19 protein-coding genes are annotated in these 20,235 nt (G+C 63.0%); 6 read left to right on the forward strand and 13 right to left on the reverse strand.

All coding sequences use genetic code 11. The features are described 5' to 3' along the window. Positions 1-62 precede the first annotated feature (62 nt). From artM to SSARUM2_RS08265, 5 genes are all read right to left on the reverse strand, one after another. Positions 63-731 (reverse strand): arginine ABC transporter permease ArtM, encoded by a 669-nt coding sequence (gene artM, locus SSARUM2_RS08245; protein WP_033637817.1) that lies wholly within the window; start codon positions 729-731, stop codon positions 63-65. Beyond that, the gene (gene artQ, locus SSARUM2_RS08250; protein ID WP_060453038.1) at positions 731-1,447 is read right to left on the reverse strand and encodes an arginine ABC transporter permease ArtQ; all 717 of its coding nucleotides are present in this window, start codon (positions 1,445-1,447) and stop codon (positions 731-733) included. Before artQ ends, artM begins: the two co-directional genes overlap by 1 nt. Positions 1,448-1,456: 9 nt before the next feature. After that, on the reverse strand, positions 1,457-2,188 hold the full coding sequence (artJ, locus tag SSARUM2_RS08255) for an arginine ABC transporter substrate-binding protein (RefSeq protein WP_033637819.1): 732 nt from the start codon (positions 2,186-2,188) through the stop codon (positions 1,457-1,459). 32 nt (positions 2,189-2,220) lie between these two features. Further along, on the reverse strand, positions 2,221-2,949 hold the full coding sequence (gene artP, locus SSARUM2_RS08260; RefSeq protein ID WP_038884338.1) for an arginine ABC transporter ATP-binding protein ArtP: 729 nt from the start codon (positions 2,947-2,949) through the stop codon (positions 2,221-2,223). 271 nt (positions 2,950-3,220) lie between these two features. Further along, on the reverse strand, positions 3,221-3,763 hold the full coding sequence (locus tag SSARUM2_RS08265; protein ID WP_033637821.1) for a lipoprotein: 543 nt from the start codon (positions 3,761-3,763) through the stop codon (positions 3,221-3,223). Between the two features lie 159 nt (positions 3,764-3,922). Here SSARUM2_RS08265 and SSARUM2_RS08270 point away from each other — a divergent pair, with 159 nt between their 5' ends. Beyond that, a complete protein-coding gene (locus SSARUM2_RS08270) occupies positions 3,923-4,246 on the forward strand; it encodes a heavy metal-binding domain-containing protein (RefSeq protein ID WP_033637822.1) in 324 nt (107 codons plus the stop codon). Positions 4,247-4,365: 119 nt separating this feature from the next. After that, entirely contained in the window at positions 4,366-5,202 is an 837-nt protein-coding gene (locus SSARUM2_RS08275; RefSeq protein WP_033654648.1) for an N-acetylmuramoyl-L-alanine amidase, read from the forward strand. Here the strand turns inward: SSARUM2_RS08275 and SSARUM2_RS08280 are convergent, their stop codons facing one another. Both SSARUM2_RS08280 and SSARUM2_RS08285 read right to left on the reverse strand, forming a co-directional pair. After that, on the reverse strand, positions 5,203-6,213 hold the full coding sequence (locus SSARUM2_RS08280; RefSeq protein ID WP_033646660.1) for an NAD(P)-dependent oxidoreductase: 1,011 nt from the start codon (positions 6,211-6,213) through the stop codon (positions 5,203-5,205). Between the two features lie 158 nt (positions 6,214-6,371). Beyond that, complete coding sequence (locus SSARUM2_RS08285; protein WP_060453036.1) at positions 6,372-7,811, reverse strand: DUF2867 domain-containing protein; 1,440 nt, start codon at positions 7,809-7,811, stop codon at positions 6,372-6,374. 150 nt (positions 7,812-7,961) lie between these two features. Here SSARUM2_RS08285 and SSARUM2_RS08290 point away from each other — a divergent pair, with 150 nt between their 5' ends. After that, on the forward strand, positions 7,962-8,309 hold the full coding sequence (locus SSARUM2_RS08290; protein WP_033654657.1) for a DUF1294 domain-containing protein: 348 nt from the start codon (positions 7,962-7,964) through the stop codon (positions 8,307-8,309). Here SSARUM2_RS08290 and SSARUM2_RS08295 read toward each other — a convergent pair whose 3' ends face one another. Continuing rightward, a complete protein-coding gene (locus SSARUM2_RS08295; protein WP_043147107.1) occupies positions 8,310-9,137 on the reverse strand; it encodes a MurR/RpiR family transcriptional regulator in 828 nt (275 codons plus the stop codon). Between the two features lie 167 nt (positions 9,138-9,304). Between SSARUM2_RS08295 and SSARUM2_RS08300 the strand changes: the two genes are divergently transcribed. Continuing rightward, positions 9,305-10,861: a PTS transporter subunit EIIC gene (locus SSARUM2_RS08300; RefSeq protein WP_060453035.1), complete on the forward strand. Its 1,557-nt coding sequence runs from the start codon at positions 9,305-9,307 to the stop codon at positions 10,859-10,861. After that, complete coding sequence (locus SSARUM2_RS08305) at positions 10,858-11,553, forward strand: N-acetylmannosamine-6-phosphate 2-epimerase (RefSeq protein ID WP_039566740.1); 696 nt, start codon at positions 10,858-10,860, stop codon at positions 11,551-11,553. The genes SSARUM2_RS08300 and SSARUM2_RS08305 overlap by 4 nt, the downstream gene beginning before the upstream one ends. Before the next feature lie 30 nt (positions 11,554-11,583). Here SSARUM2_RS08305 and ltaE read toward each other — a convergent pair whose 3' ends face one another. The 5 genes from ltaE to SSARUM2_RS08330 all read right to left on the reverse strand — a co-directional run bounded on the left by ltaE (position 11,584) and on the right by SSARUM2_RS08330 (position 18,382). Then, positions 11,584-12,600 (reverse strand): low-specificity L-threonine aldolase, encoded by a 1,017-nt coding sequence (gene ltaE, locus SSARUM2_RS08310; RefSeq protein ID WP_060453034.1) that lies wholly within the window; start codon positions 12,598-12,600, stop codon positions 11,584-11,586. A 76-nt stretch (positions 12,601-12,676) separates the two neighbouring features. Then, complete coding sequence (gene poxB / locus SSARUM2_RS08315; protein ID WP_039566737.1) at positions 12,677-14,398, reverse strand: ubiquinone-dependent pyruvate dehydrogenase; 1,722 nt, start codon at positions 14,396-14,398, stop codon at positions 12,677-12,679. A gap of 199 nt (positions 14,399-14,597) precedes the next feature. Beyond that, the gene (hcr, locus tag SSARUM2_RS08320; RefSeq protein WP_033646644.1) at positions 14,598-15,599 is read right to left on the reverse strand and encodes an NADH oxidoreductase; all 1,002 of its coding nucleotides are present in this window, start codon (positions 15,597-15,599) and stop codon (positions 14,598-14,600) included. Positions 15,600-15,655: 56 nt separating this feature from the next. Next, positions 15,656-17,305: a hydroxylamine reductase gene (gene hcp / locus SSARUM2_RS08325; RefSeq protein ID WP_033646641.1), complete on the reverse strand. Its 1,650-nt coding sequence runs from the start codon at positions 17,303-17,305 to the stop codon at positions 15,656-15,658. Between the two features lie 180 nt (positions 17,306-17,485). Beyond that, positions 17,486-18,382 carry a lysine exporter LysO family protein gene (locus SSARUM2_RS08330; protein ID WP_033646639.1) on the reverse strand — a complete coding sequence of 299 codons (897 nt, stop codon included), beginning with the start codon at positions 18,380-18,382 and terminating at the stop codon, positions 17,486-17,488. 187 nt (positions 18,383-18,569) lie between these two features. Between SSARUM2_RS08330 and SSARUM2_RS08335 the strand changes: the two genes are divergently transcribed. Beyond that, positions 18,570-20,228 (forward strand): ATP-dependent endonuclease, encoded by a 1,659-nt coding sequence (locus SSARUM2_RS08335; RefSeq protein ID WP_033637834.1) that lies wholly within the window; start codon positions 18,570-18,572, stop codon positions 20,226-20,228. Positions 20,229-20,235: the final 7 nt, after the last annotated feature.

The following is a 20,235-nucleotide window of genomic DNA, read 5'->3' on the forward strand; positions in this document are numbered from 1 at the left end:
AATATTGCCTCGAGAATAAAAAAAGCCCCGCACGACGGCGGGGCTCATGAGGGGAGGCGGCCTCAGTTGCGGCGCTCAAACGCCAGCGCGCGGCGCTCCACCAGCCGCATCAGCAGCGTCAACAGGCCGTTGACGCACAGGTACACCAGGCCTGCGGCGCCAAACACCATGACGTCGTAAGTGCGGCCGTACATCAGCTGGCTGTAGCCCATCACTTCCATCAGCGTGATGGTGTAAGCCAGCGAGGTGCTTTTGAACACCAGCACCACTTCGTTGGAGTAAGACGACAGCGCGCGCTTGAAGGCGAACGGCAGCAGGATGCGCAGCGTCTGCCGGCGCGACATGCCCAGCGCTTCGCACGATTGCCACTGCCCGGCGGGGATGGCGCGCACCGCGCCGTAGAACAGTTGCGTGGTGTAGGCCGCGCTGTTCAGCGCCAGCGCTATCATCGCGCACAGCCAGGGCTGCGACAGCAGATTCCACAGCCACGGGTAGTCGCGGATCGCCGGGAACTGGCCGGGGCCGTAGTAGATCAGGAAGATCTGCACCAGCAACGGCGTGCCGGTGAACAACGTCACGTAGATCTTGACCAGCGGCGTCAGGATTGGCGTTTTCAGCGTCAGGATCACCGTCAGCAGCAGCGACAGCACCAGCGCGACGATCAGCGCGGCGACGGTCAGCGTCAGGCTGGTGTGCAACCCTTTGAGGATTTCCGGCAAATACTCAATCATCAGACCGGCCCCCGCTCAAAGCGCGTGGCGCGCAGCTCAATGCGTTTGATGACGTATTGGCTGAACAGCGTCACCAGCAGGTAGATGGCCGCCGCGATCACATACCAGGTAAAGGGTTCTTGTGTGCGGGTGGCGATGCTCTTGGTTTGCAGCATCAGATCGTTCACGCTGATCAGCGACACCAGCGCGGTGTCTTTCAGCAGCACCAGCCACTGGTTGCCGAGGCCGGGCAGGGCGTGGCGCCACATCTGCGGCATGATCAGGCGAAAGAAGATCGCCGCCTTGCCGAGCCCCAGCGCCTGGCCGGACTCCCACTGCCCCTGCGGTACCGCTTTGAGCGCGCCGCGCAGCGTCTGCGAGGCGTAGGCGGAATAGAGCAGGGCCAGAGCGATCACCCCGCACAGGAACGGGCTGACTTCGAAATTGTCGATCGCCAGCTGAATCGGCAGCTGGAACAGACCGAGGTTGAGGGTAAAGCCGTCGGAGAGCATCAGCAGCAGCTGCGACGAACCGAAATAGATAAACAGCACCACCAGGATTTCCGGCAGGCCGCGTAGCACGGTCACCCAGGCGGTGCCGAGCCAGCTGACCGCTTTCCAGCGGGACGATTCCCATACGGCGAACAGCATCGCCAGAATCAGCCCGAGGATCAGGGCGCAAACGGCAAGGCCGACGGTCATGCCGGCGGCGCTTGCTAAAGATTGAAATTCATTCATCGGGGCGTATTACTGCTGGAACCATTTTTTGTAGATGGTTTCATAGGTCCCATCCTGCTTGATCTTGTCCAGAGCGGCGTTGAACTTGCCCTGCAGCTCGGTGTTCTTCTGGCGTACCGCGATGCCGAGGCCGGTGCCGAAGTAGTCTTTATCCGTGACTTTGGCGCCCACTGCCGCCAGCGCGTCATTCTGCTTCAGCCATTCGTTAACCACCGCGGTATCGCCGAACACCGCATCAACGCGGCCGTTCTTCAGATCCAAAATGGCGTTCTGGTAGCTGTCGTAAGGCACGGTGGTGATTTCCGGGTGCTTGTCGGTCAGGTATTTCTGGTGAGTGGTGCCGTTTTGCACACCCACTTTCTTGCCTTTCAGCGCCGCCACGTCGGCGATTTTGCCTTTCTGCGCGATGAACAGCGCCGAATTATCGTAGTACGGCTTGGTGAACAGCACCTGCTTTTCACGTTCCGGCGTAATGTCCATGCCGGCCATCACCGCATCGAAACGCTTGAATTTAAGGCTTGGGATCAGGCTGTCGAACGCCTGGTTGGTGAAGGTGCACTCGGCCTGCATCTCTTTGCACAGCGCGTTGGCCAGATCGACATCAAAACCCTGAATCTTGTTGCCGGCGTCAATAAATTCAAATGGAGGATAGGAGGCTTCGGTAGCGAAACGGATGGTTTCGGCTGCGGAGGCGGAAACGCTGATGCCGGCCAGAACGGCGGCGATTATTAGTTTTTTCATCGCAAACTCCCCAAATTACAGCAAGTTAATTGTTAGTGTGATAAGTAGTTGGCAAACTCGGTGGTCCGCGGCTGCGTGAAGTGGCTGCTGTCGCCTTGCTCCACCACGTGGCCGTTTTCCATGTACACCACGCGGCTGGCGGTCTTGCGCGCCACTTCCACTTCGTGGGTGACGATCACCTGCGTGATGCCGGTGCCGGCCAGTTCGCGAATGATGCTGACGATCTGAGCGGTGATTTCCGGATCCAGCGCCGCGGTCGGTTCATCGAACAGCAGCACCTGCGGTTCCATCATCAGGGCGCGGGCGATTGCCACGCGCTGCTGCTGGCCGCCGGAAAGGTGCAGCGGGAAGCGATCGGCGAAGTCGGTCAGGCGCAGGCGCTTGAGCAGCTTGTCGGCGCGCTCCATCGCCTGAGCCTTGGTCAGACCCAGCACGCGGCAAGGCGCTTCGATCAGGTTCTGAACCACGGTGAGGTGAGGCCACAGGTTGTATTGCTGGAACACCATGCCGACATTTTGACGCAGTTCGCGAATGGCTTTCTCGCCAGGCGCCTGCTTGAAGTCGAATTGGTTGCCGGCGATCTGCAGTTGGCCCGAACGCGGCATTTCCAGCAGGTTCAGCACCCGCAGCAATGAACTTTTCCCGGCGCCGCTTGGGCCAAGCAGCACCAGGGTTTCCCCGGCTGGACAATCCAGCGTGATGTCAAACAGCGCCTGGTGAGCGCCGTAATAGCAATTGATACCGTTAAGTTGAATACTCATGCGCCAGAATTGAATAGACATTGATGCCGCAAATGTTAACTTCCACAGAATACTTATGCAATCTTTGTGCGTTAAAATTTATGAGTGTGCGGCGGGACAGTAAAAGATTAGCACAAGATACCGCGACTCAAGCCGAGGGAGGGGATTTGTGGTGCAGGCTGTGAGATCGGTAGCGAAATTTTTTCTATTGGACGAAATCTGAGCGGCAGGCGGGAGGCGGGAGGCGGGGATGGCCGACGCGGCAAACCCACGTCGGCCTGGGGATCGCGGGTTACTGGTTTTCCAACACCTGGCGCACGCTGCCGTTGGTGGCATGCGCTGGAACATTCAGGTAGCGAATATCATCAACCACCCAGCAGGTGCCTTCGCGCACCATCAGCACTTCGTCCTGCCAGTTCACGGTGCTGTTGGCGTCTTTTTGGTAGCTCAAGTCGACGCGCAGCGGGATGTTTTTCGCATCGGTGTTAGGAATGGTCGAGGCGCTGGCGACGGACGCGCTGCCTGGCCCCTGCGCATTGCCGGAGAACAAGTCGCCGGTGATCCGATGCTTGCCCGGGTTCTGGGCGGCGCTGACCAGATCCTGATACAGCACTTTGCTCAGGTAAGGCTGCAGCTGCGCCAGGCGGTTGCTGTCCGGCAGGCCGGCGCCCTGCTGGATGCGCAGGTCATAGAACTTTTGCGCGACCGTATCCGGGCCGCCTTCCACACAGCTGCCGCTGCGGGTGCCGATATCCTTGTATGCCGGTTCCACCGTGGTACAGGCACTCAGCAACAGCGCTAAGGGTAAAACAGCCGCAATCGTTTTTGTTTTCATCTTATTACCTTATGTGAAAGTCTCTACCATGAAGACCGATAGCTTACAGTATAAATGCGTTTTTTGGCCTTGCATTCGTACTGCGTGCCATTGATTAAGCGAACATAACGCTAATCTTCTGGTCATAGATACGTTGAATTAATCAAACAAGGAATTCTGATGCAGCTTTCAACTACCCCGACCCTGGAAGGGTTCACCATCACCGAATACTGCGGCGTGGTCACCGGCGAAGCGATCCTCGGCGCCAACATCTTTCGTGATTTCTTCGCCGGCGTGCGCGATATCGTCGGCGGCCGCTCGGGCGCTTATGAGAAAGAGCTGCGCAAGGCGCGCTTGATCGCGTTCGAAGAACTGGAAGATCAGGCGAAAGAGCTGGGCGCCAACGCGGTGGTCGGCATCGATATCGATTATGAAACCGTTGGCAAAGACGGCAGCATGCTGATGGTGACCGTCAGCGGCACCGCGGTGAAAGCCAGCCGCTAATCCCACTCCTCAACGCCCTGGCGCGTCCGGGGCGTTTTACTTTGTCCGACGGTGGCTTCCGTGGCGATTATTGATTAACGTTAACGCTATATCAGGTCATCACATCACAGGGAGGATAAGTGAAAATTTGGCCAGGGATCATCGCCGCCGCGCTGCTGGCGGGATGCCAAAGTTCGCAGCAGGACACGCTCGTCGATCGCGGCGCTTACCAGCTCGAAACCCTGCATCAGGCGCAGGGCGCGGATCAACGCATCCGCTTTCTGGTGATGCACTACACGGCGGAAGACTTCCACTCATCGCTGAAAACGCTGACCGACGAACACGTCAGCGCGCATTATCTGCTGCCGGCGCATCCGCAGCGCGAACACGGTAAACCGACGGTGTTCCGCCTGGTGCCGGAAGCGATGCGCGCCTGGCATGCCGGCGCCAGCGCCTGGCGCGGCCGCAGCAACCTCAACGACACCTCGATCGGCATCGAAATCGTCAACAAGGGCTTCACCCGCAGCATGCTGTTCACCCACTGGCAGCCCTATACGGCGGAGCAGATCGCCGTGCTGGTCCCGCTGAGCCGCGACATCATCCAACGCTATGGCATACAGCCGCAGGACGTGGTGGGGCACAGCGACATCGCGCCGCAGCGCAAACAGGATCCCGGCCCGCTGTTCCCCTGGCGGCAGCTGGCGCAGGCCGGCATCGGCGCCTGGCCGGACGAACGCGACGTGCAGCGTTTGCTGGCGGGGCGCGATCGCCATGCGCCGGTAGCGATGGCGCCGCTGCTCGAAAAGCTGGCGCGTTACGGCTACGCGATCGACCCGTCGTGGAATGCGCGGCAGCAGCGCAATGTGCTGGCGGCGTTTCAGATGCACTTCCGGCCCGACGATGTGCGCGGCGAACCGGATGCGGAGAGTGAAGCGATTGTCGATGCACTGCTGGTGAAGTACGGCGCGGCGCGTTGATTACAGGCCGTGCAGCTTGCCGTGATCTTTCAGCCAGCGGGCGGTGCGCGCGATGCCTTCTTCCAGCGAGACGATCGGCTGATAGCCCAGTTCTTGCTGCGCGCGGGTGGTATCGAGCGTGAGGTCGAAATTGAGTTTGGCGACGCCGTAGTGGGTCAGCACCGGCTCCTTTTCGCTTTTGCTGCCGAGGCGCTCCATGCCGCGCGCCATCATGTCGAGCATCGGATAGGGGACGGAGCGGATATGGCACTTCATGCCCAAATCGTCGATCAGCTGCTGCACCACGGTGCGCAACGGACGCGGCTGCTGGTTGGTGATGTTGTAGGCGCGGCCGGACGGCGTATCTTCTTTTAGCGTCGCCAGCCACATGGCGTGCACCGCATTCTCCAGGTAGGTCATGTCCACCATCGCCGCGCCGCCGCGCGGCAGCAGCAGGTTGCCGTAGCGTTTGATCATCTGCAGCAGCCGCGGCAGCATCACCTTGTCGTGCGGCCCGAACAATCCCTGCGGGCGCAGAATGGTGAAATGGGTCTGCGGATTGGACAGCGCCAGCTGCTGGATCACCTGCTCGCCGGCGGCCTTGCTGCGCGCGAACTCGTTGGCGTAGCGCTGCGGGCGAAAGTCTTCGGTCACGTTGCGGTGATGGTGGTAATCGAAATAGATCGCCGGGGAAGAGATGTGAATGAACTGCGCCACGCCGTAGGCCGCCGCCCATTCGCCGAGGCGGCGGGTGGCGCGGACGTTGGCCAGTTCGAAGGCCTCTTCGGTGCCCCAGGGCGAGGTGAAGCTGGAGCAGTGCCACAGCACGTCGACGTCCGTCAGCATCGCCTTGGCCTGCGAAGAGATCAGATTGGTGAGATCGGCATGAATGAACTCCGCGCCCATTTTTTCCAGCAGGCCGCCCATCGCCTGGTTGCGGCCGGTGGCGCGCACTTTGATGCCCTGGCGGCGCAGATATTCAACGGCGTTACGGCCTAACCCACTGGTGGCACCGGTGACCAATACCTTCATAACGGACTCTATTCTCACCCAAAATCGGAATACCGGCGGGCGCTTGCGGCGCTCCCAGCAAATAAGATGCCATTCTTCCGTGATTTCGTGCGCTATGCAATCGGAAAGCCCCGAAGCACAGCGGCAAACTGTGCGGTTGATCGACAAATGAACGGCGTTCAGCGCCGTTGGCGGTCCAGGCCCTCGGCAAGTTCGGCGATGCGCTTCGCCATGCCGCGGAAAATGAACAGATGCGCGGGCATCATGGCGAACCAATACAGCAGCCCGCTGAAGCCGGCCGGATGCCACCAGGCGCGCACGTCCAGCGTGCGGCGATCGCCGTGATCGGTAATGGTGAAGCTCAGCCGCCCCAGCCCCGGCGCCTTCATGCCGAACAGCAGCGCCAGTTGCCGCAGCGGTTTCAGCGTGATGACTTTCCAGCCGTCGATCTCGTCGCCCAGCGCCAGGCTCGCGCGCGCCGGGCGGCCATAGACCACGCCGTTGCCGATCATGTCGTCCATGCGGGCGCGGATCCGCCACAGAATATTGGCGTAGAAATAGCCTTCTTTGCCCCCCAGCTGCTGCACCGTTTGCCATAGGGCCTCGCGGGTGGCGGCGGTGTCCAGCGAACAACCGGCCTGTTTCGGATAGTAACCGTAGCCGGGGCGCCAGCGGGCCCGCGCCGCCGGATCGTAGCCCCAGTCGGCGGAATCGACCACCTCCTGTTCGCGCTGCAGCGTGGTGGCGACCGCCTGATCGAAGGTGTGCAGCCGCTGCGGGATCAGCGCCTGCAGCGGCCGGCCGTCGGCGGGCAGATCGTGCTTCAGCCCCTGGATCAACGCGCGGGCGATCGGCGTCGGCACCGAGGTGATCAGGCTGATGAACCACACCGAAATCAGCCGCGTCGGCAAGGGGATCGGGATCAGCCAGCGCCGTTTGCCGCTGATGGCGATAAAGCGTTGGAACATATCCTGATAGCTGAGGTACTCCGGCCCGGCAACGTCGAAGATGCGGTGCTCCTGCGCCGGGTGCGCCAGCAGATCGGCCAGATAAACCAGCAGGTTCTCCAGCGCCACCGGCGACGACTTCGAGCGCACCCAGCGCGGCGGCGTCAGCACCGGCAGGTTATAGACCATGTCGCGCATCACTTCGAACGCCGCCGAGCCGGGGCCGACGATGATGCCGGCGCGCAGTTCGGTCACCGGCACGCCGCTCTGGCGCAAAATCTCGCCGGTCAGGCGGCGGGCCGCCAGGTGCGGCGAACTGTCGTCGTTCGGCTGCAGCGCGCCGAGGAAGATCACCTGTTTGACGCCGGCATTGCGCAGCGCGTCGCGCAGGTTTTCCGCTGCCTGGCGCTCCTTCTCGATAAAATCGTCGCCGTCGCCCATAGCGTGCACCAGATAGTAAAGCGTATCTGTCTCCCACAGCGCCGCGCTCAGGGTCTCCGGGCGGTACAGATCGGCATACAGGCAGTTGACCTGCGGCCAGTTCCGCTCCTGCAGCCACTCGATGCGCCGCGCGGCGGCGGTAATCTGGTGCCCCTGTTCGATCAGGTGCGGGATCAGGTTCTGGCCTATATAGCCGCTGGCTCCAAGAACCAGTACGCGTTGGGGTGTCATCGGGCCGCCTTGTGCGGTAGAGGATTGGCAGAACGACAGGATGCCAAATTCAGGGTTTAAATGCACTTTTTGTATGGGTATAAGCCGGTTGCATCCATCGTGGCGCAGGTTCACACTACGCGCCCTTTATCGAACGAAAAACCGGATGCCATGAAGCTCAATGTGATTTGTTACGCCCTGCTGGGCCTGGCGCTGGTCGCCAGCCTGTTCTCGCTGCATCCGGTGTGGATGTGGTTGCTGCTGGCTAACCTGCTGACGTTTCTGATCTACGGCGGCGATAAGCTGGCGGCGCGCAAGGGGTGGCGGCGGGTGCCGGAGGCGACGCTGTTGCTGTTCGGCGCGCTGGGCGGGTGGTTGGGCGCACTGGCGGCACAGCAGCTGTTTCGCCACAAAACCCAGAAGCAGCCGTTTAAAACCTGGTTCATCCTCAGCGTGGCGCTCAACCTGGTGGCGGTGCTGGGGCTGTGGTACTGGGTTTATGGCCGCTGGATCTTCTGATTACAGCAGCAGCGGCAGGGTGGCGCTGGCGGTGGCCTGCATCGCCTGAGCGTAGGCGGGATCGCGCCGAGCCAGTTCGGCGATCATCAACTCCACCAGCAGCATGGCGCCGACCTTGGCCGGCAGGGCGCCGGCGGTCAGCGGCCCTTCCGGTTTGGCCGCCACCAGCAGCGTATCCGCCAGCTTGGCCAGCGGGCTGCGTTGGGTGTTGCTGACGGCGATCACGCGTGCGCCGCGCCCTTTGGCCAATGCCACCGCATGCAGCACGTCCTTGGTGGAGCCGGAGCTGGAGATGACGATCAGCAGATCCCGCTCACTCAGCGAGGCGGCGTTCATCGCCGCCCGGTGCATGTCGCTGAACAGCTGCGCCGGTTTGCCGAGGCGCAGCAGCTTGTAGTGCAGGAAATCGCCGATGATGGCGCTGGCGGCGACGCCGTAAATCTGCACCGAAGCGCAACGCTGCAGGCTGTCCGCCGCCTGTTGCAGCGCCTGCGGATCCAACAGCGCGCCGGTATCCCGCAGCGCCTGAACGCTCTCTTCCACCAAATTTTCCGTCGCGCTTTGCCGCGTCGTCGCCTCCGGCTGGCTTTGTTGCAGGCTGAGGGCCAGCGCCATTTTAAATTCGGTATAGCCTTTGCAGCCCAGATGGCGGCACAGCCGCGTGACGCTGGCTTCGCTGGTGGCGCTTTCACGCGCCAGTTCGGTGATGGTCAGGTAAACGGCGCGGGAGGGCTGCGCAAGAAGATAGTTGCCGAGCTTTTGCAGCGTGGGGCTGTACCCCGCCAAATCCTGCCGCAGCCGCAATAACAAGTTGCCTGTATTCATCACGTTACCTTTCTGAGTATTCCCGTTTCTATTGTGGCGGAAAGACGCCGCCGCTCGCCAGCGAAATCGACGGATTGTGAAGCCGATCATCGTTATGAATAAAATTTTCATTAAATTAATTTTAATGTGGTAAAAATTTTCATCATAAAAATGATAGCGGGGAAAAATTTATGTCAACACCAGAATTGTCGCGCTCCGGCGGCTGGTTCGAAAAAGCCCAGCTGTTCGGCAAATCGTTCATGCTGCCGATCGCTGTGCTGCCGGCGGCCGGCCTGCTGTTGGGGATCGGCGGTGCGCTGTCCAATCCCAATACCGTCGAGGCTTATCCCTTCCTCGACGTTGGCTGGCTGCAAAGCGTATTTACGGTGATGGCCAGCGCCGGCGCCATCGTGTTCGCCAACCTGGCGGTCCTGTTCGCGGTCGGCGTGGCGGTGGGGTTGGCCAAAAGCGACAAGGGCACGGCGGGGCTGGCCTCGCTGATCGCCTACCTGGTGATGAACGCCACCATCAATGCGCTGTTGAAAATCAACGGCACGCTGGCCGCGCAGAACGCCGGCGCGGTGGGGCAGGGAACGATTCTCGGGATCCAGACGCTGGAGACCGGGGTGTTCGGCGGGGTGGTCATCGGTCTGGTGACCTGGTATCTGCACGGCCGCTACAACAAGATAGCGCTGCCGCCGTTCCTGGGCTTTTTCGGCGGATCGCGCTTTGTGCCGATCGTCAGCTCGCTGGCGGCGATGGCGGTCGGCGCCCTGATGACCGTGGTGTGGCCGCCTTTCCAACGGCTGATCTTCGGCATGGGCGGGCTGGTGGACGCCAGCGGCTATCTCGGCACCTTTATCTACGGCTTCGTATTGCGCATGCTCGGGCCGTTCGGCCTGCATCACATCTTCTACCTGCCGTTTTGGACCACCGCGCTCGGCGGCAGCGAAGTGATCAACGGACAGCTGGTGGAAGGCACGCAGCGCATTTTCTTCGCCCAGTTGGCCGACCCGAATACGCAGCAGTTCTACATCGGCACGGCGCGCTTCATGTCCGGCCGCTTTATCACCATGATGTTCGGCCTGGTCGGCGCCTGCCTGGCGATGTACCAAAGCGCGCGCCCGGAGAACCGCAAACGCGTCGGCGGGCTGCTGCTGTCGGCGGCGCTGACCTCTTTCCTGACCGGCATCACCGAACCTATCGAATTCTCGTTCCTGTTCATCGCGCCGGCGCTGTACGTGGTGCACGCGCTGTTCGACGGCCTGGCGTTCACGATCGCGCACATTCTGCATATCACCATCGGCCAGACGTTCTCCGGCGGTTTTATCGATTTCATGCTGTTCGGCGTGTTGCAGGGCGAAGCGAAAACCCACTGGATGTATGTGCCGCTGGTCGGGGTGCCCTGGTTCTTCCTGTACTACTTCACGTTCCGTTTCCTGATCCTGCGCTTCAATTTCAAAACGCCGGGGCGCGAGGTGGAAACCGCGCCGGAAGCGGTAACGACCGGCACCGAACGCTCGCAGCAGGTGCTGGCGGCGCTGGGCGGCAAAGAGAATATCGTCGAACTGGATTGTTGCGCCACGCGGCTGCGCGTGACGGTAAAACAGAGCCGGTTGCTGGACGAAAGCGGGCTGAAGGCCAGCGGCGCGCGGGCAGTGATCGTTCGCGGCAACGGCGTTCAGGTGATCTATGGCCCGCACGTGACCATTATTAAAAACGAAGTCGAGGAGTTGTTGGATTTATGACGCTTTCCATTTTGCAGCAGATTAAGGGCCGGCTGGTGGTGTCTTGCCAGGCGCTGGACGACGAGCCGCTGCACAGCGATTTTATCATGGCGCGCATGGCGCTGGCGGCCGAGCAAGGCGGTGCGGCGGCGATCCGCGCCAACGGCGTCGAAGACGTTAAAGCCATCCTGCGCACGGTGGCGCTGCCGGTGATTGGCATTATCAAACGGGATTATGCCGGCAGCGATGTCTATATCACGCCGACCCTGCGTGAAATCGATGAGCTGATGACCGCGGCGCCGCAGATGATTGCGCTGGACGCTACCGGCCACCGGCGGCCAGGGGAGCTGCAGCTGGCGGCGCTGGTTGCCGCGATCCGCGCCAGGTATCCCCGGCTGCTGTTGATGGCGGACATCGCCACCGTGGAAGAAGCGCAAGAGGCTGCCAGGTTGGGGTTCGACTGCGTGGGCACCACGCTGCACGGCTATACCGCCGAAAGCCGGGGCGCCCGACTGGCGGAGGACGATTTCGGCTTTCTGCGTGCGGTGCTGGCGGCGCTGCCGGTGCCGGTCATCGCCGAGGGCAATGTCGAAACGCCGGCGATGGCCGCGCGCTGCCTGGCGCTGGGGGCGCATGCGGTGGTGGTGGGCGGCGCCATTACGCGCCCGCAGCAGATCACCCGCCGCTTTGTCGAGGCCATCGGCGGGCGGTGAAGGGCTCCCCGGCGCGCCGGGGAGGGGAAATCAGGCGTGCTGCTGGAGGAACTCCCGCCACAGCTCGACCACCCGCTGCAGATCCTGACGGCTGACGTCGAGGTGGGTCAGAATGCGCGTCAGCGGGTCGCTGCTGATCAGCACGCCGCGTTCGCGCATCCACGGGCCGAATTTGGCCGCCAGCGCCGGCGATTGGCGCAGGTACAGCACGTTGGTCTGTGCGCCGGGTTCGGCAACCTCCACGCCGATCTGCCGCAGCTGTTGCTCCAGCCAGACCGCGTTGTCATGGTCTTCGCGCAGCCGCGCGACGTTATGCTCCAGCGCGTAGAGGCCGGCCGCCGCCAGGATGCCGGCCTGACGCAGCCCGCCGCCGGTCATCTTGCGCCAGCGCAGCGCGCGCTGAATGAAGGCCTCGCTGCCGCACAGCAGCGACCCGACCGGCGCGCCCAGCCCTTTCGACAGGCAAATGGTGAAGGTGTCGCAGTATTGCACGATCTCTTTCAGCGGCAGGTTCAGCGCCACGGCGGCGTTGAAGATGCGCGCGCCGTCGATATGCAGCGCCAGCTGCCGCTCGCGGGTAAACTGCCACGCCTGCTGCAGGTAGGCCTGCGGCAGGACTCGGCCGCCGATGGTGTTTTCCAGGCTCAGCAGCCGGGTGCGGGCGAAGTGGATATCGTCGGGTTTGATGGCGGCGGCGAGCTTGTCCAGCGGCAGCGTGCCGTCCGCGTCGGCCTCGATCGGCTGCGGCTGGATGCTGCCCAGCACCGCTGCGCCGCCGGCCTCGTATTTATAGTTGTGCGCCTGTTGGCCGACCAGATACTCGTCGCCGCGCTGGCAGTGGCTCAGCAGCGCCACCAGGTTGGCCTGGGTGCCGCTGGGCAAAAACAGCGCCGCCTCTTTGCCCGACAGGCGCACCGCCTCGGCCTCCAGCGCGTTGACCGTCGGGTCATCGCCGTAGACGTCGTCGCCGACCTCTGCCTGAGCCATCGCCTGGCGCATGGCGGCGCTGGGGCGGGTGACGGTGTCGCTGCGTAGATCGATAAGCATAGGGTTCCTGGAATGTAAGGGAGAGGAAAAGGGTACATGGCATCATATACCCTTATTTCACCGGGGGGCAGCTTGCTTAGCGCAGCCAGTTGGTTTTCGCCAGCTCGACCACTTCGTCGCCGCGGCCGTTGATGATGGCGCGCAGCATGTACAGGCTGAAGCCTTTCGCCTGTTCGAACTTGATCTGCGGCGGCATCGCCAGCTCTTGCTTGGCGGTGACCACGTCCAGCAGCGCCGGGCCGGGGTGCGCCAACATCTCCTGCAGCGCGACGTCCAGCTCCGAGGCTTTTTCCACGCGGATGCCCTTGATGCCGGCGGCGTTGGCGATCGCCGCGAAGTCCGGGTTATGCAGATCGGTGCCGTCGGTCAGGTAGCCGCCGGCCTTCATCTCCATCGCCACGAACCCCAGCACGCTGTTGTTGAACACCACGATTTTCACCGGCAGCTTGAGCTGCGCCAGCGACAGGAAATCCCCCATCAGCATGGTGAAGCCGCCGTCGCCGCACATGGCGATCACCTGTTTATCCGGCGCGGTGGCCTGGGCGCCGATCGCCTGCGGCATGGCGTTGGCCATCGAACCGTGGTTGAACGAACCGAGCAGGCGGCGCTTGCCGTTCATTTTCACGTAGCGGGCGGCCCACACCGTCGGCGTGCCGACGTCGCAGGTGAAGATGGCGTCGTCGCTGGCGTACCGGCTGAGCTGCTGCGCCAGATACTGCGGGTGGATCGGTTGGTCGTCGTTGGCGGTCGCCAGCCCGTCGAGATCCTTGCGCGCGTTGCGGTAATGCTCCAGCGCCTTGTCGAGGAACGCCCGGTCGCGCTTGGGCTCCAGCTGCGGCAGCAGGGCGGCGAGGGTGGTGTGGATATCGCCCACCAGCGCCATGTTGACCGGGCAGTGCGCGCCGATGCTGCCGGGGTTGATGTCGATCTGAATGATGTTGGCGTTGGTGGGGTAGAACGCGCGGTAGGGGAACTGGGTGCCGAGCAGCACCAGCGTGTCGGCGTTCATCATCGCGTGGTAGCCGGAGGAGAAGCCGATCAGCCCGGTCATGCCGACGCTGTAAGGGTTATCCCATTCGATATGCTCTTTGCCGCGCAGCGCGTGCACCACCGGCGCCTGCAGCAGCTCGGCCAGCTTGACCACCTCATCGTGCGCGCCGGCGCAGCCGCTGCCGCACATCAGGGTGATGTTTTTCGCCTTGTTCAGCGTTTCCGCCAGCTTGTTCAGCTCGCTCATCGGCGGCTGCACCAGCGGCAGCGCCGGGGTATGCCAGGTCAGGGTCGCGTCTTCCGGTGCCATGCGCAGCGCCACGTCGCCCGGCAAGACCACCACCGAGACGCCGCGGTTGAGGATCGCCTTGCGCATGGCGATCTCCAGCACGCGCGGCAGCTGTTCCGGATTGGAAACCAGCTCGCAATAGTGGCTGCATTCGCGGAACAGCTCCTGGGGATGCGTTTCCTGGAAGTAGCCGCTGCCGATTTCGCTGGAAGGAATGTGCGCGGCGATCGCCAGCACCGGCACATGGTTGCGGTGGCAGTCGAACAGGCCGTTGATCAGGTGCAGGTTGCCGGGGCCGCAGGAACCGGCGCACACCGCCAACTGGCCGGTGAGCTGGGCTTCGGCGCCGGCGGCGAAGGCGGCCACCTCTTCATGGCGGGTGCCCAGCCATTCGATGGTGCCCATGCGGTGCAGGCTGTCGCTCAGGCCGTTGAGCGAATCGCCGGTCACGCCCCAAATGCGTTTTACGCCGGCTTGATCCAGCGTTTTGGCGATCAGTGTGGCTACGGTTTGCTTCATGGTTCCCCCAAACATGGTTTGAAAAACGATGTGTACTCGATCCGGTGAGCGGCAGCAGAACAACTGCAAGCATAGCTTACCGGCGGTGGACGAGATGCGGTCAGGAAGAGTAAAGAGCGTAGGACGGGGGAAAGTGTAACCGGGCGGGGAGGGGGGAACTTGCCGATAAATGCCCCATCGCGGCGATGGGGCCAAGGGATCACGCCAGCGTGACGTCGCCCCGCAGCTGGCAACTGCAGGCCAGCACGTAGCCCTGAGCTACCTCTTCTGCGCTCAGCGTCATGGTGCTGGTGGTGGTGTAGTCGCCCTCGAGGATGCGGGTTTTGCACGAGCCGCACACCCCGGCGCGGCAGGCGGCGTTGACCGGCAGGGCATTGGCCTCCATCGCCGCCAGCAGCGTGCTGCCGACCGGCACGCGGAATTCGCGCAGCGGGCGGGCGGCGCGCAGCGTCAGCCCTTCAGTGGCATCGGCCTGCGCCGCCGGCGTGTGGAACTGCTCTTTATGGAAACGCTCGGCCGGCACGCCGAGCCGACGGCACAGCTGCTCCACGTGGTCCATGTAGGGCGCAGGGCCGCAGGTCATCACCGTGCGTTCGGCGATATCCGGCGCCGCCTGCCGCAGCGTCTGCTCATCGATGCGGCCGCTGAGGTAGCCGGGTTGCAGATCCCGCTCGGCCATCAGCGTCAGGCGCAGCTGCGGATGGGCGGCGCACAGCGCGCGCCATTGATCGGCGAAAATCGTGTCGGCGGGGGTGCGCACGTTAAAGATCACGGCGATATCGCAGGCCGGACGGTTGGCGGTCAGCCAGCGGCACATCGAGACGATCGGCGTCACGCCGCAGCCGGCGGCCAGCATCAGATAACGATCGGCCGGGTGGCGCTCGCAGCTGAACTCGCCCTGCGCGTCGGACAGCCACAGCGTGTTGCCGGGCTTGACCTCTTGCGTCAGCCAACGCGATCCGACGCCGTCCGGCAGGCAGCGCACGCTGACGCTGAGAAAGCGGCTCTGGCCGGGCGAGGAAGAGAGCGTATAGGCGCGCAGCGTCTCCTCGCTGTTGCGGATGCTGACCAGCGCAAACTGGCCCGCCTGATAAGGGTAGAAAACGTCGCATATCAGGTTCAGCGTCCAGACGTCGGCGGTTTCGCGCTGGATGGAATGTACCTGCATGCGGTTCGGGCAAAGCGGAGTGGGTTGAGTCATCGGGGCACCTCAAAAAGCAAAGGGGCCGGCGCAGGCGGCCCCATAACGTAATGGCATCAGGCGAGCAGCGCGTTGATATCCTGCTCGACGGTGGTGATCGGACGCAGGCCGAATTTCTCGTTGAGGATCGCCATCAGGTTGTCGGTCAGGAAGCCCGGCGCGGTCGGGCCGGTGACGATGTTTTTCACCCCCAGCGACAGCAGCGTCAACAAAATGACGATAGCCTTCTGTTCAAACCACGACAGCACCAGGCTGAGCGGCAGCTCGTTGACGCTGCAGCCGAGCGTATCCGCCAGCTTGACCGCCAGCATAATGGCGGAATAGGCGTCGTTGCACTGGCCGACGTCCAGCAGGCGCGGCAGCCCTTCCAGGGTGCCGAAGTCCAGCTTGTTGAAACGGTACTTGCCGCAGGCCAGCGTCATGATCAGGCAGTCTTGCGGCACGCTGCGGGCGAAGTCGGTGAAGTAGCTGCGCTCGTCGCGGCTGCCGTCGCAGCCGCCGACCAGGAAGACGTGGCGCAGTTTTTTCTGCGACACCAGATCGATCACCGTGTCGGCGGCGTTCAGCAGCGTCTGGCGGCCGAAGCCGACGGTGATCAGGTGCTCGATCTCGGTATAAGGGAAGCCGTTCATGCCCTGCGCCTGGCGGATCACGGCGCCGAAGTCGTCGCCCTCCAGATGGTTGACGCCCGGCCAGCCGACGATGCTGCGGGTCCAGATGCGATCGCCGTAGTTGCCGACGTTCGGATCGATGATGCAGTTGGAGGTCATCACGATCGGGCCGGGGAATTTGGCGAACTCCGTCTGCTGGTTCTGCCAGCCGCTGCCGTAGTTGCCCACCAGATGCTTGAATTTTTTCAGTTCCGGATAGCCGTGCGCCGGCAGCATTTCACCGTGAGTGTAGACGTTGACGTTTTGCCCTTCGGTTTGTTCGAGCAGCATGCGCAGATCTTTCAGATCGTGGCCGGAGATCAGAATGGCTTTCCCGGCCACCGGGCGCACGTTGACCGCGCTGGGCTGTGGATCGCCGTAGGCCTGGGTTTCGCCGCGATCGAGGATCGCCATCACGTTGAAGTTCATCTTGCCGATGCCCATGGCGTTGTTCAGCAGGGTGTCGACGTCGCGCGGTCGGGTGCCGAGCCAGGCCATAAAGGCGTGGTAGTCGGCATAGAGCTGCTCGTCGAACTGACCGAGCACGTGCGCGTGTTCCATATAGGCCGCGGCGCCTTTCAGGCCGTACAGGCACAGCATGCGCAAACCGTGGACGTCGTCGCCGACCTCGGCCTTGTCGCCGTTGAGGGCAAACTGCGCCGCCTGTTGCAGCAGCGCAGGCATATCGTCACCGGCCAGCTGCAGCGCCGCCATCGGGTGATCGACGCGCACGCCGGCATCCAGCAGCCGGCAACGGGCAGCCAGCGAATCGCGCAGCAGCAGGGTTTCGCGCGCGTAGCCGATGATGCGCTGGGAGTCGAAGTTGACGTTGGTCAGGGTGGAGAAGAAGGCGCGCGGGGCGAAGCTGTCGATCTCGTGATCGACGATGCCCAGCGAACGCGCCTGCAGCGCCCAGGCGGAGAGGCCCTGTAGCGCCGCCACCAGCAGATCCTGCAGATCGGAGGTTTCCGCCGTCTTGCCGCACATGCCCTGAGCATACGCGCAGCCGTTGCCTGCCGGGGTACGGATGGTTTGTTCACATTGCACACAGAACATAGTCGCTTCCTTTTATTTTTAAAGTTGCATTTGTAATGCTTGTTTAAAAGCATAGATCGGCGATCGGGGTTGCAAAAGGCTTTTGTGCGACTACTGCGGGCAAGTTTGATTTAGCGCAATTTTGCCGTGCGGATGGGAATTATTACGCTTTGGGGGCCGGGCGGCCCCCAGGGGAGAGGATCAGGAGAACAGGGCGATCAGCACCGGCGCCAGCAGGCTCAGCAGGAAGCCGTGCACGATGGCGGGGGGCACCATGTCCAGCCCGCCGCTGCGCTGCAGCACCGGCAGGGTGAAGTCCATCGAGGTGGCGCCGCACAGGCCGAGGGCGGTGGAGCGGCTGCGGCGCACCAGCGTCGGGATCAGCATGATCGCCACCAGCTCGCGCGCCAGATCGTTGAAGAACGCGGCGCTGCCCATCACCGGGCCGTAGGCGTCGGTGATCAGAATACCCGACAGCGAATACCAGCCGAAGCCGGAGGCCATCGCCAGCCCGGCCTTGACCGGCAGCCCCAGCAGCTGCGCCGCCAGCGCGCCGCCGGCCAGCGACGCGACGGTCACCACCAACGCCACCAGCGTGCCGCGGCGGTTGAGCACGATCTGGCGCAGCGTCATGCCGCTGTTGCGCAGCTGAATACCGACCAGCAACAGCAGGAAGATCAGCGCATATTCGCTGCCTTTATGGGCGAACTGCAGCCATTGCCACTGCGTCAGGCCGAGCAGGAAGCCGCCGAGCACCACGCCGCACAGCTTGAGCGACTCCAGCGCCATGTGCATGCGCGAAGGCAGCTTTTCCTGTTTATGGCTGCTGCGCCACGGCATGCGCCGCTCCAGCAGCGCCAGCAACAGCAGATTGGCGCAGAGAATGCAGAAGAAGAACACCGCGCTGTATTGGAAGATCAGCACCAGGTTGCTGCTGAGATCTTCCATGAACGCCAGGCTGATACCCATGAAAAACAGGATCACGTACACCATCCAGCTCAGCAGCCGGTTGATCAGCACCAGCAGCGGGCGATGGCGTAAGGGAATGAGGTAACCGACAATCAGTGGTAACAGAATAATCAACAGTCCTGAGTACATGGTGCAGCTTGTGTCCTTGAGTTTTGACGCGCGCCGAACGGCGGCGAGGAGCACACGCTAACCAAAAGCCCGGCCGGAGTAAAGCGGCAGATTTGACGTTGGCCGCTTGACCTGCAAGGGGTTTTTTGACCATGCTCTGTGAAGGTTGCCTCATTGACGAGGCGACGGCGCGCACGGGAGGCGGCGGATGTTCTTGGAGCGTATCGAAATTGTAGGTTTTCGCGGCATTAACCGGCTGTCCCTGATGCTGGACGACAACACGCTGTTGCTCGGCGAAAACGCCTGGGGTAAATCCAGCCTGCTGGATGCGCTGACGCTGCTGCTGGCGCCGGAGCAGAAGCTGTATCGGTTTGAGGCGCACGACTTTCATTTCCCCCCCGGAGAAGAGGCGGCCAAAGAGCGCCACCTGCAGGTGGTGTTCACCTTCTGCGAAAAAGACATCGGCCATGCGCACCTGCCGCGCTATCGCCACCTGACGCCGCTGTGGGTCAAGGGCGAAGATGGTCTGAGCCGCATTCATTACCGCTGCGAAGGCGAGCTGGCCGACGACGGCACGGTGTGCACCTGGCGCGGTTTTCTCGACGCCGACGGCAACGCCTTTCAACTGCACCATATCGAACAGCTGGCCCACGCCATCATCCGCATTCATCCGGTATTGCGCCTGCGCGACGCGCGCTTTATTCGTCGCCTGCGCCCCAGCAGCCTCGGCGATGAACGCAAACCCGATACCCAGGCGCTGGCGCAGCAGTTGGATCAGCTGACGCGCGAGCTGGTGCGCAATCCGCAGAAGCTGACCAACGGCGAACTGCGTCAGGGGCTGGCGGCCATGCAGCAACTGCTGGAGCACTACTTCGCTGAGCAAAGTTCGCAGGTGACGCGGCCGCGCCGCCGCGGCGGCGAACCGGAGCAGGATGCCTGGCGTGCGCTGGACGGCATCAACCGTATGGTGGCCGAGCCGAACAGCCGCAGCATGCGCCTGATCCTGCTGGGGATGTTTTCCACCCTGCTGCAGGCCAAGGGCGACGTTAAGCTGGATGCGCATGCACGGCCGCTGCTGCTGGTGGAAGACCCGGAAACTCGCCTGCACCCGATTATGCTGTCGGTGGCCTGGGGGCTGCTCAATCAGCTGCCGCTGCAGCGCATCACCACCACCAACTCCAGCGAACTGGTGTCGCTGGTGCCGGTGGAGCACGTCTGCCGGCTGGTGCGCGAATCGGGGCGGGTCGCGACCTACCGTCTCGGGCCGCGCGGGCTGAGCGCCGAAGACGGGCGGCGCATCGCGTTTCACATCCGTTTCAACCGGCCGTCGTCGCTGTTCGCCCGCTGCTGGCTGCTGGTGGAGGGCGAGACCGAAGTGTGGCTGCTGAACGAGCTGGCGCGGCAGTGCGGCTACCATTTCGAGGCGGAAGGGGTGCGGGTCATCGAGTTCGCCCAGTGCGGCCTGAAGCCGCTGCTGCGCTTCGCCCGCCGCATGGGCATCGAGTGGCATGCGCTGGTGGACGGCGACGAGGCGGGCAAAAAGTACGCCAATACCGTGCGCAGCCTGCTGGACAATCATGAAGACAACGAACGCGATCGGCTGACCGCGCTGCCGGCGCCGGATATGGAACACTTCATGTTCCGCGAAGGGTTCGGCCCGGTCTATCACCGGATGGCGTCGGTGCCGATCAACGCGCAAATGCCGGTGCGCAAGGTGATCCTGAAAGCGGTCCACCACTCGTCGAAGCCGGATCTGGCGATCGAGGTCGCGATGCAGGCCGGCGAATGGGGCACGGACTCGGTGCCGCCGCTGCTGAAGAAAATGTTCTCACGGGTGATCTGGCTGGCGCGCGGCCGGGCGGACTGACGGCCCA

It is taken from the genome of Serratia sp. K-E0102 (assembly GCF_029962625.1).
Taxonomy (GTDB): Bacteria; Pseudomonadota; Gammaproteobacteria; order Enterobacterales; family Enterobacteriaceae; genus Serratia; species Serratia sarumanii.

Bases quoted from the DNA above. Each gene is read 5' to 3' on its own strand.
- artM (WP_033637817.1), bottom strand. From the start codon at position 731: ATGATTGAGTATTTGCCGGAAATCCTCAAAGGGTTGCACACCAGCCTG.
- artQ (WP_060453038.1), bottom strand. From the start codon at position 1,447: ATGAATGAATTTCAATCTTTAGCAAGCGCCGCCGGCATGACCGTCGGC.
- artJ (WP_033637819.1), bottom strand. From the start codon at position 2,188: ATGAAAAAACTAATAATCGCCGCCGTTCTGGCCGGCATCAGCGTTTCC.
- artP (WP_038884338.1), bottom strand. From the start codon at position 2,949: ATGAGTATTCAACTTAACGGTATCAATTGCTATTACGGCGCTCACCAG.
- SSARUM2_RS08265 (WP_033637821.1), bottom strand. From the start codon at position 3,763: ATGAAAACAAAAACGATTGCGGCTGTTTTACCCTTAGCGCTGTTGCTG.
- SSARUM2_RS08270 (WP_033637822.1), top strand. From the start codon at position 3,923: ATGCAGCTTTCAACTACCCCGACCCTGGAAGGGTTCACCATCACCGAA.
- SSARUM2_RS08280 (WP_033646660.1), bottom strand. From the start codon at position 6,213: ATGAAGGTATTGGTCACCGGTGCCACCAGTGGGTTAGGCCGTAACGCC.
- SSARUM2_RS08285 (WP_060453036.1), bottom strand. From the start codon at position 7,811: ATGACACCCCAACGCGTACTGGTTCTTGGAGCCAGCGGCTATATAGGC.
- SSARUM2_RS08290 (WP_033654657.1), top strand. From the start codon at position 7,962: ATGAAGCTCAATGTGATTTGTTACGCCCTGCTGGGCCTGGCGCTGGTC.
- SSARUM2_RS08300 (WP_060453035.1), top strand. From the start codon at position 9,305: ATGTCAACACCAGAATTGTCGCGCTCCGGCGGCTGGTTCGAAAAAGCC.
- SSARUM2_RS08305 (WP_039566740.1), top strand. From the start codon at position 10,858: ATGACGCTTTCCATTTTGCAGCAGATTAAGGGCCGGCTGGTGGTGTCT.
- ltaE (WP_060453034.1), bottom strand. From the start codon at position 12,600: ATGCTTATCGATCTACGCAGCGACACCGTCACCCGCCCCAGCGCCGCC.
- poxB (WP_039566737.1), bottom strand. From the start codon at position 14,398: ATGAAGCAAACCGTAGCCACACTGATCGCCAAAACGCTGGATCAAGCC.
- hcr (WP_033646644.1), bottom strand. From the start codon at position 15,599: ATGACTCAACCCACTCCGCTTTGCCCGAACCGCATGCAGGTACATTCC.
- hcp (WP_033646641.1), bottom strand. From the start codon at position 17,305: ATGTTCTGTGTGCAATGTGAACAAACCATCCGTACCCCGGCAGGCAAC.
- SSARUM2_RS08330 (WP_033646639.1), bottom strand. From the start codon at position 18,382: ATGTACTCAGGACTGTTGATTATTCTGTTACCACTGATTGTCGGTTAC.
- SSARUM2_RS08335 (WP_033637834.1), top strand. From the start codon at position 18,570: ATGTTCTTGGAGCGTATCGAAATTGTAGGTTTTCGCGGCATTAACCGG.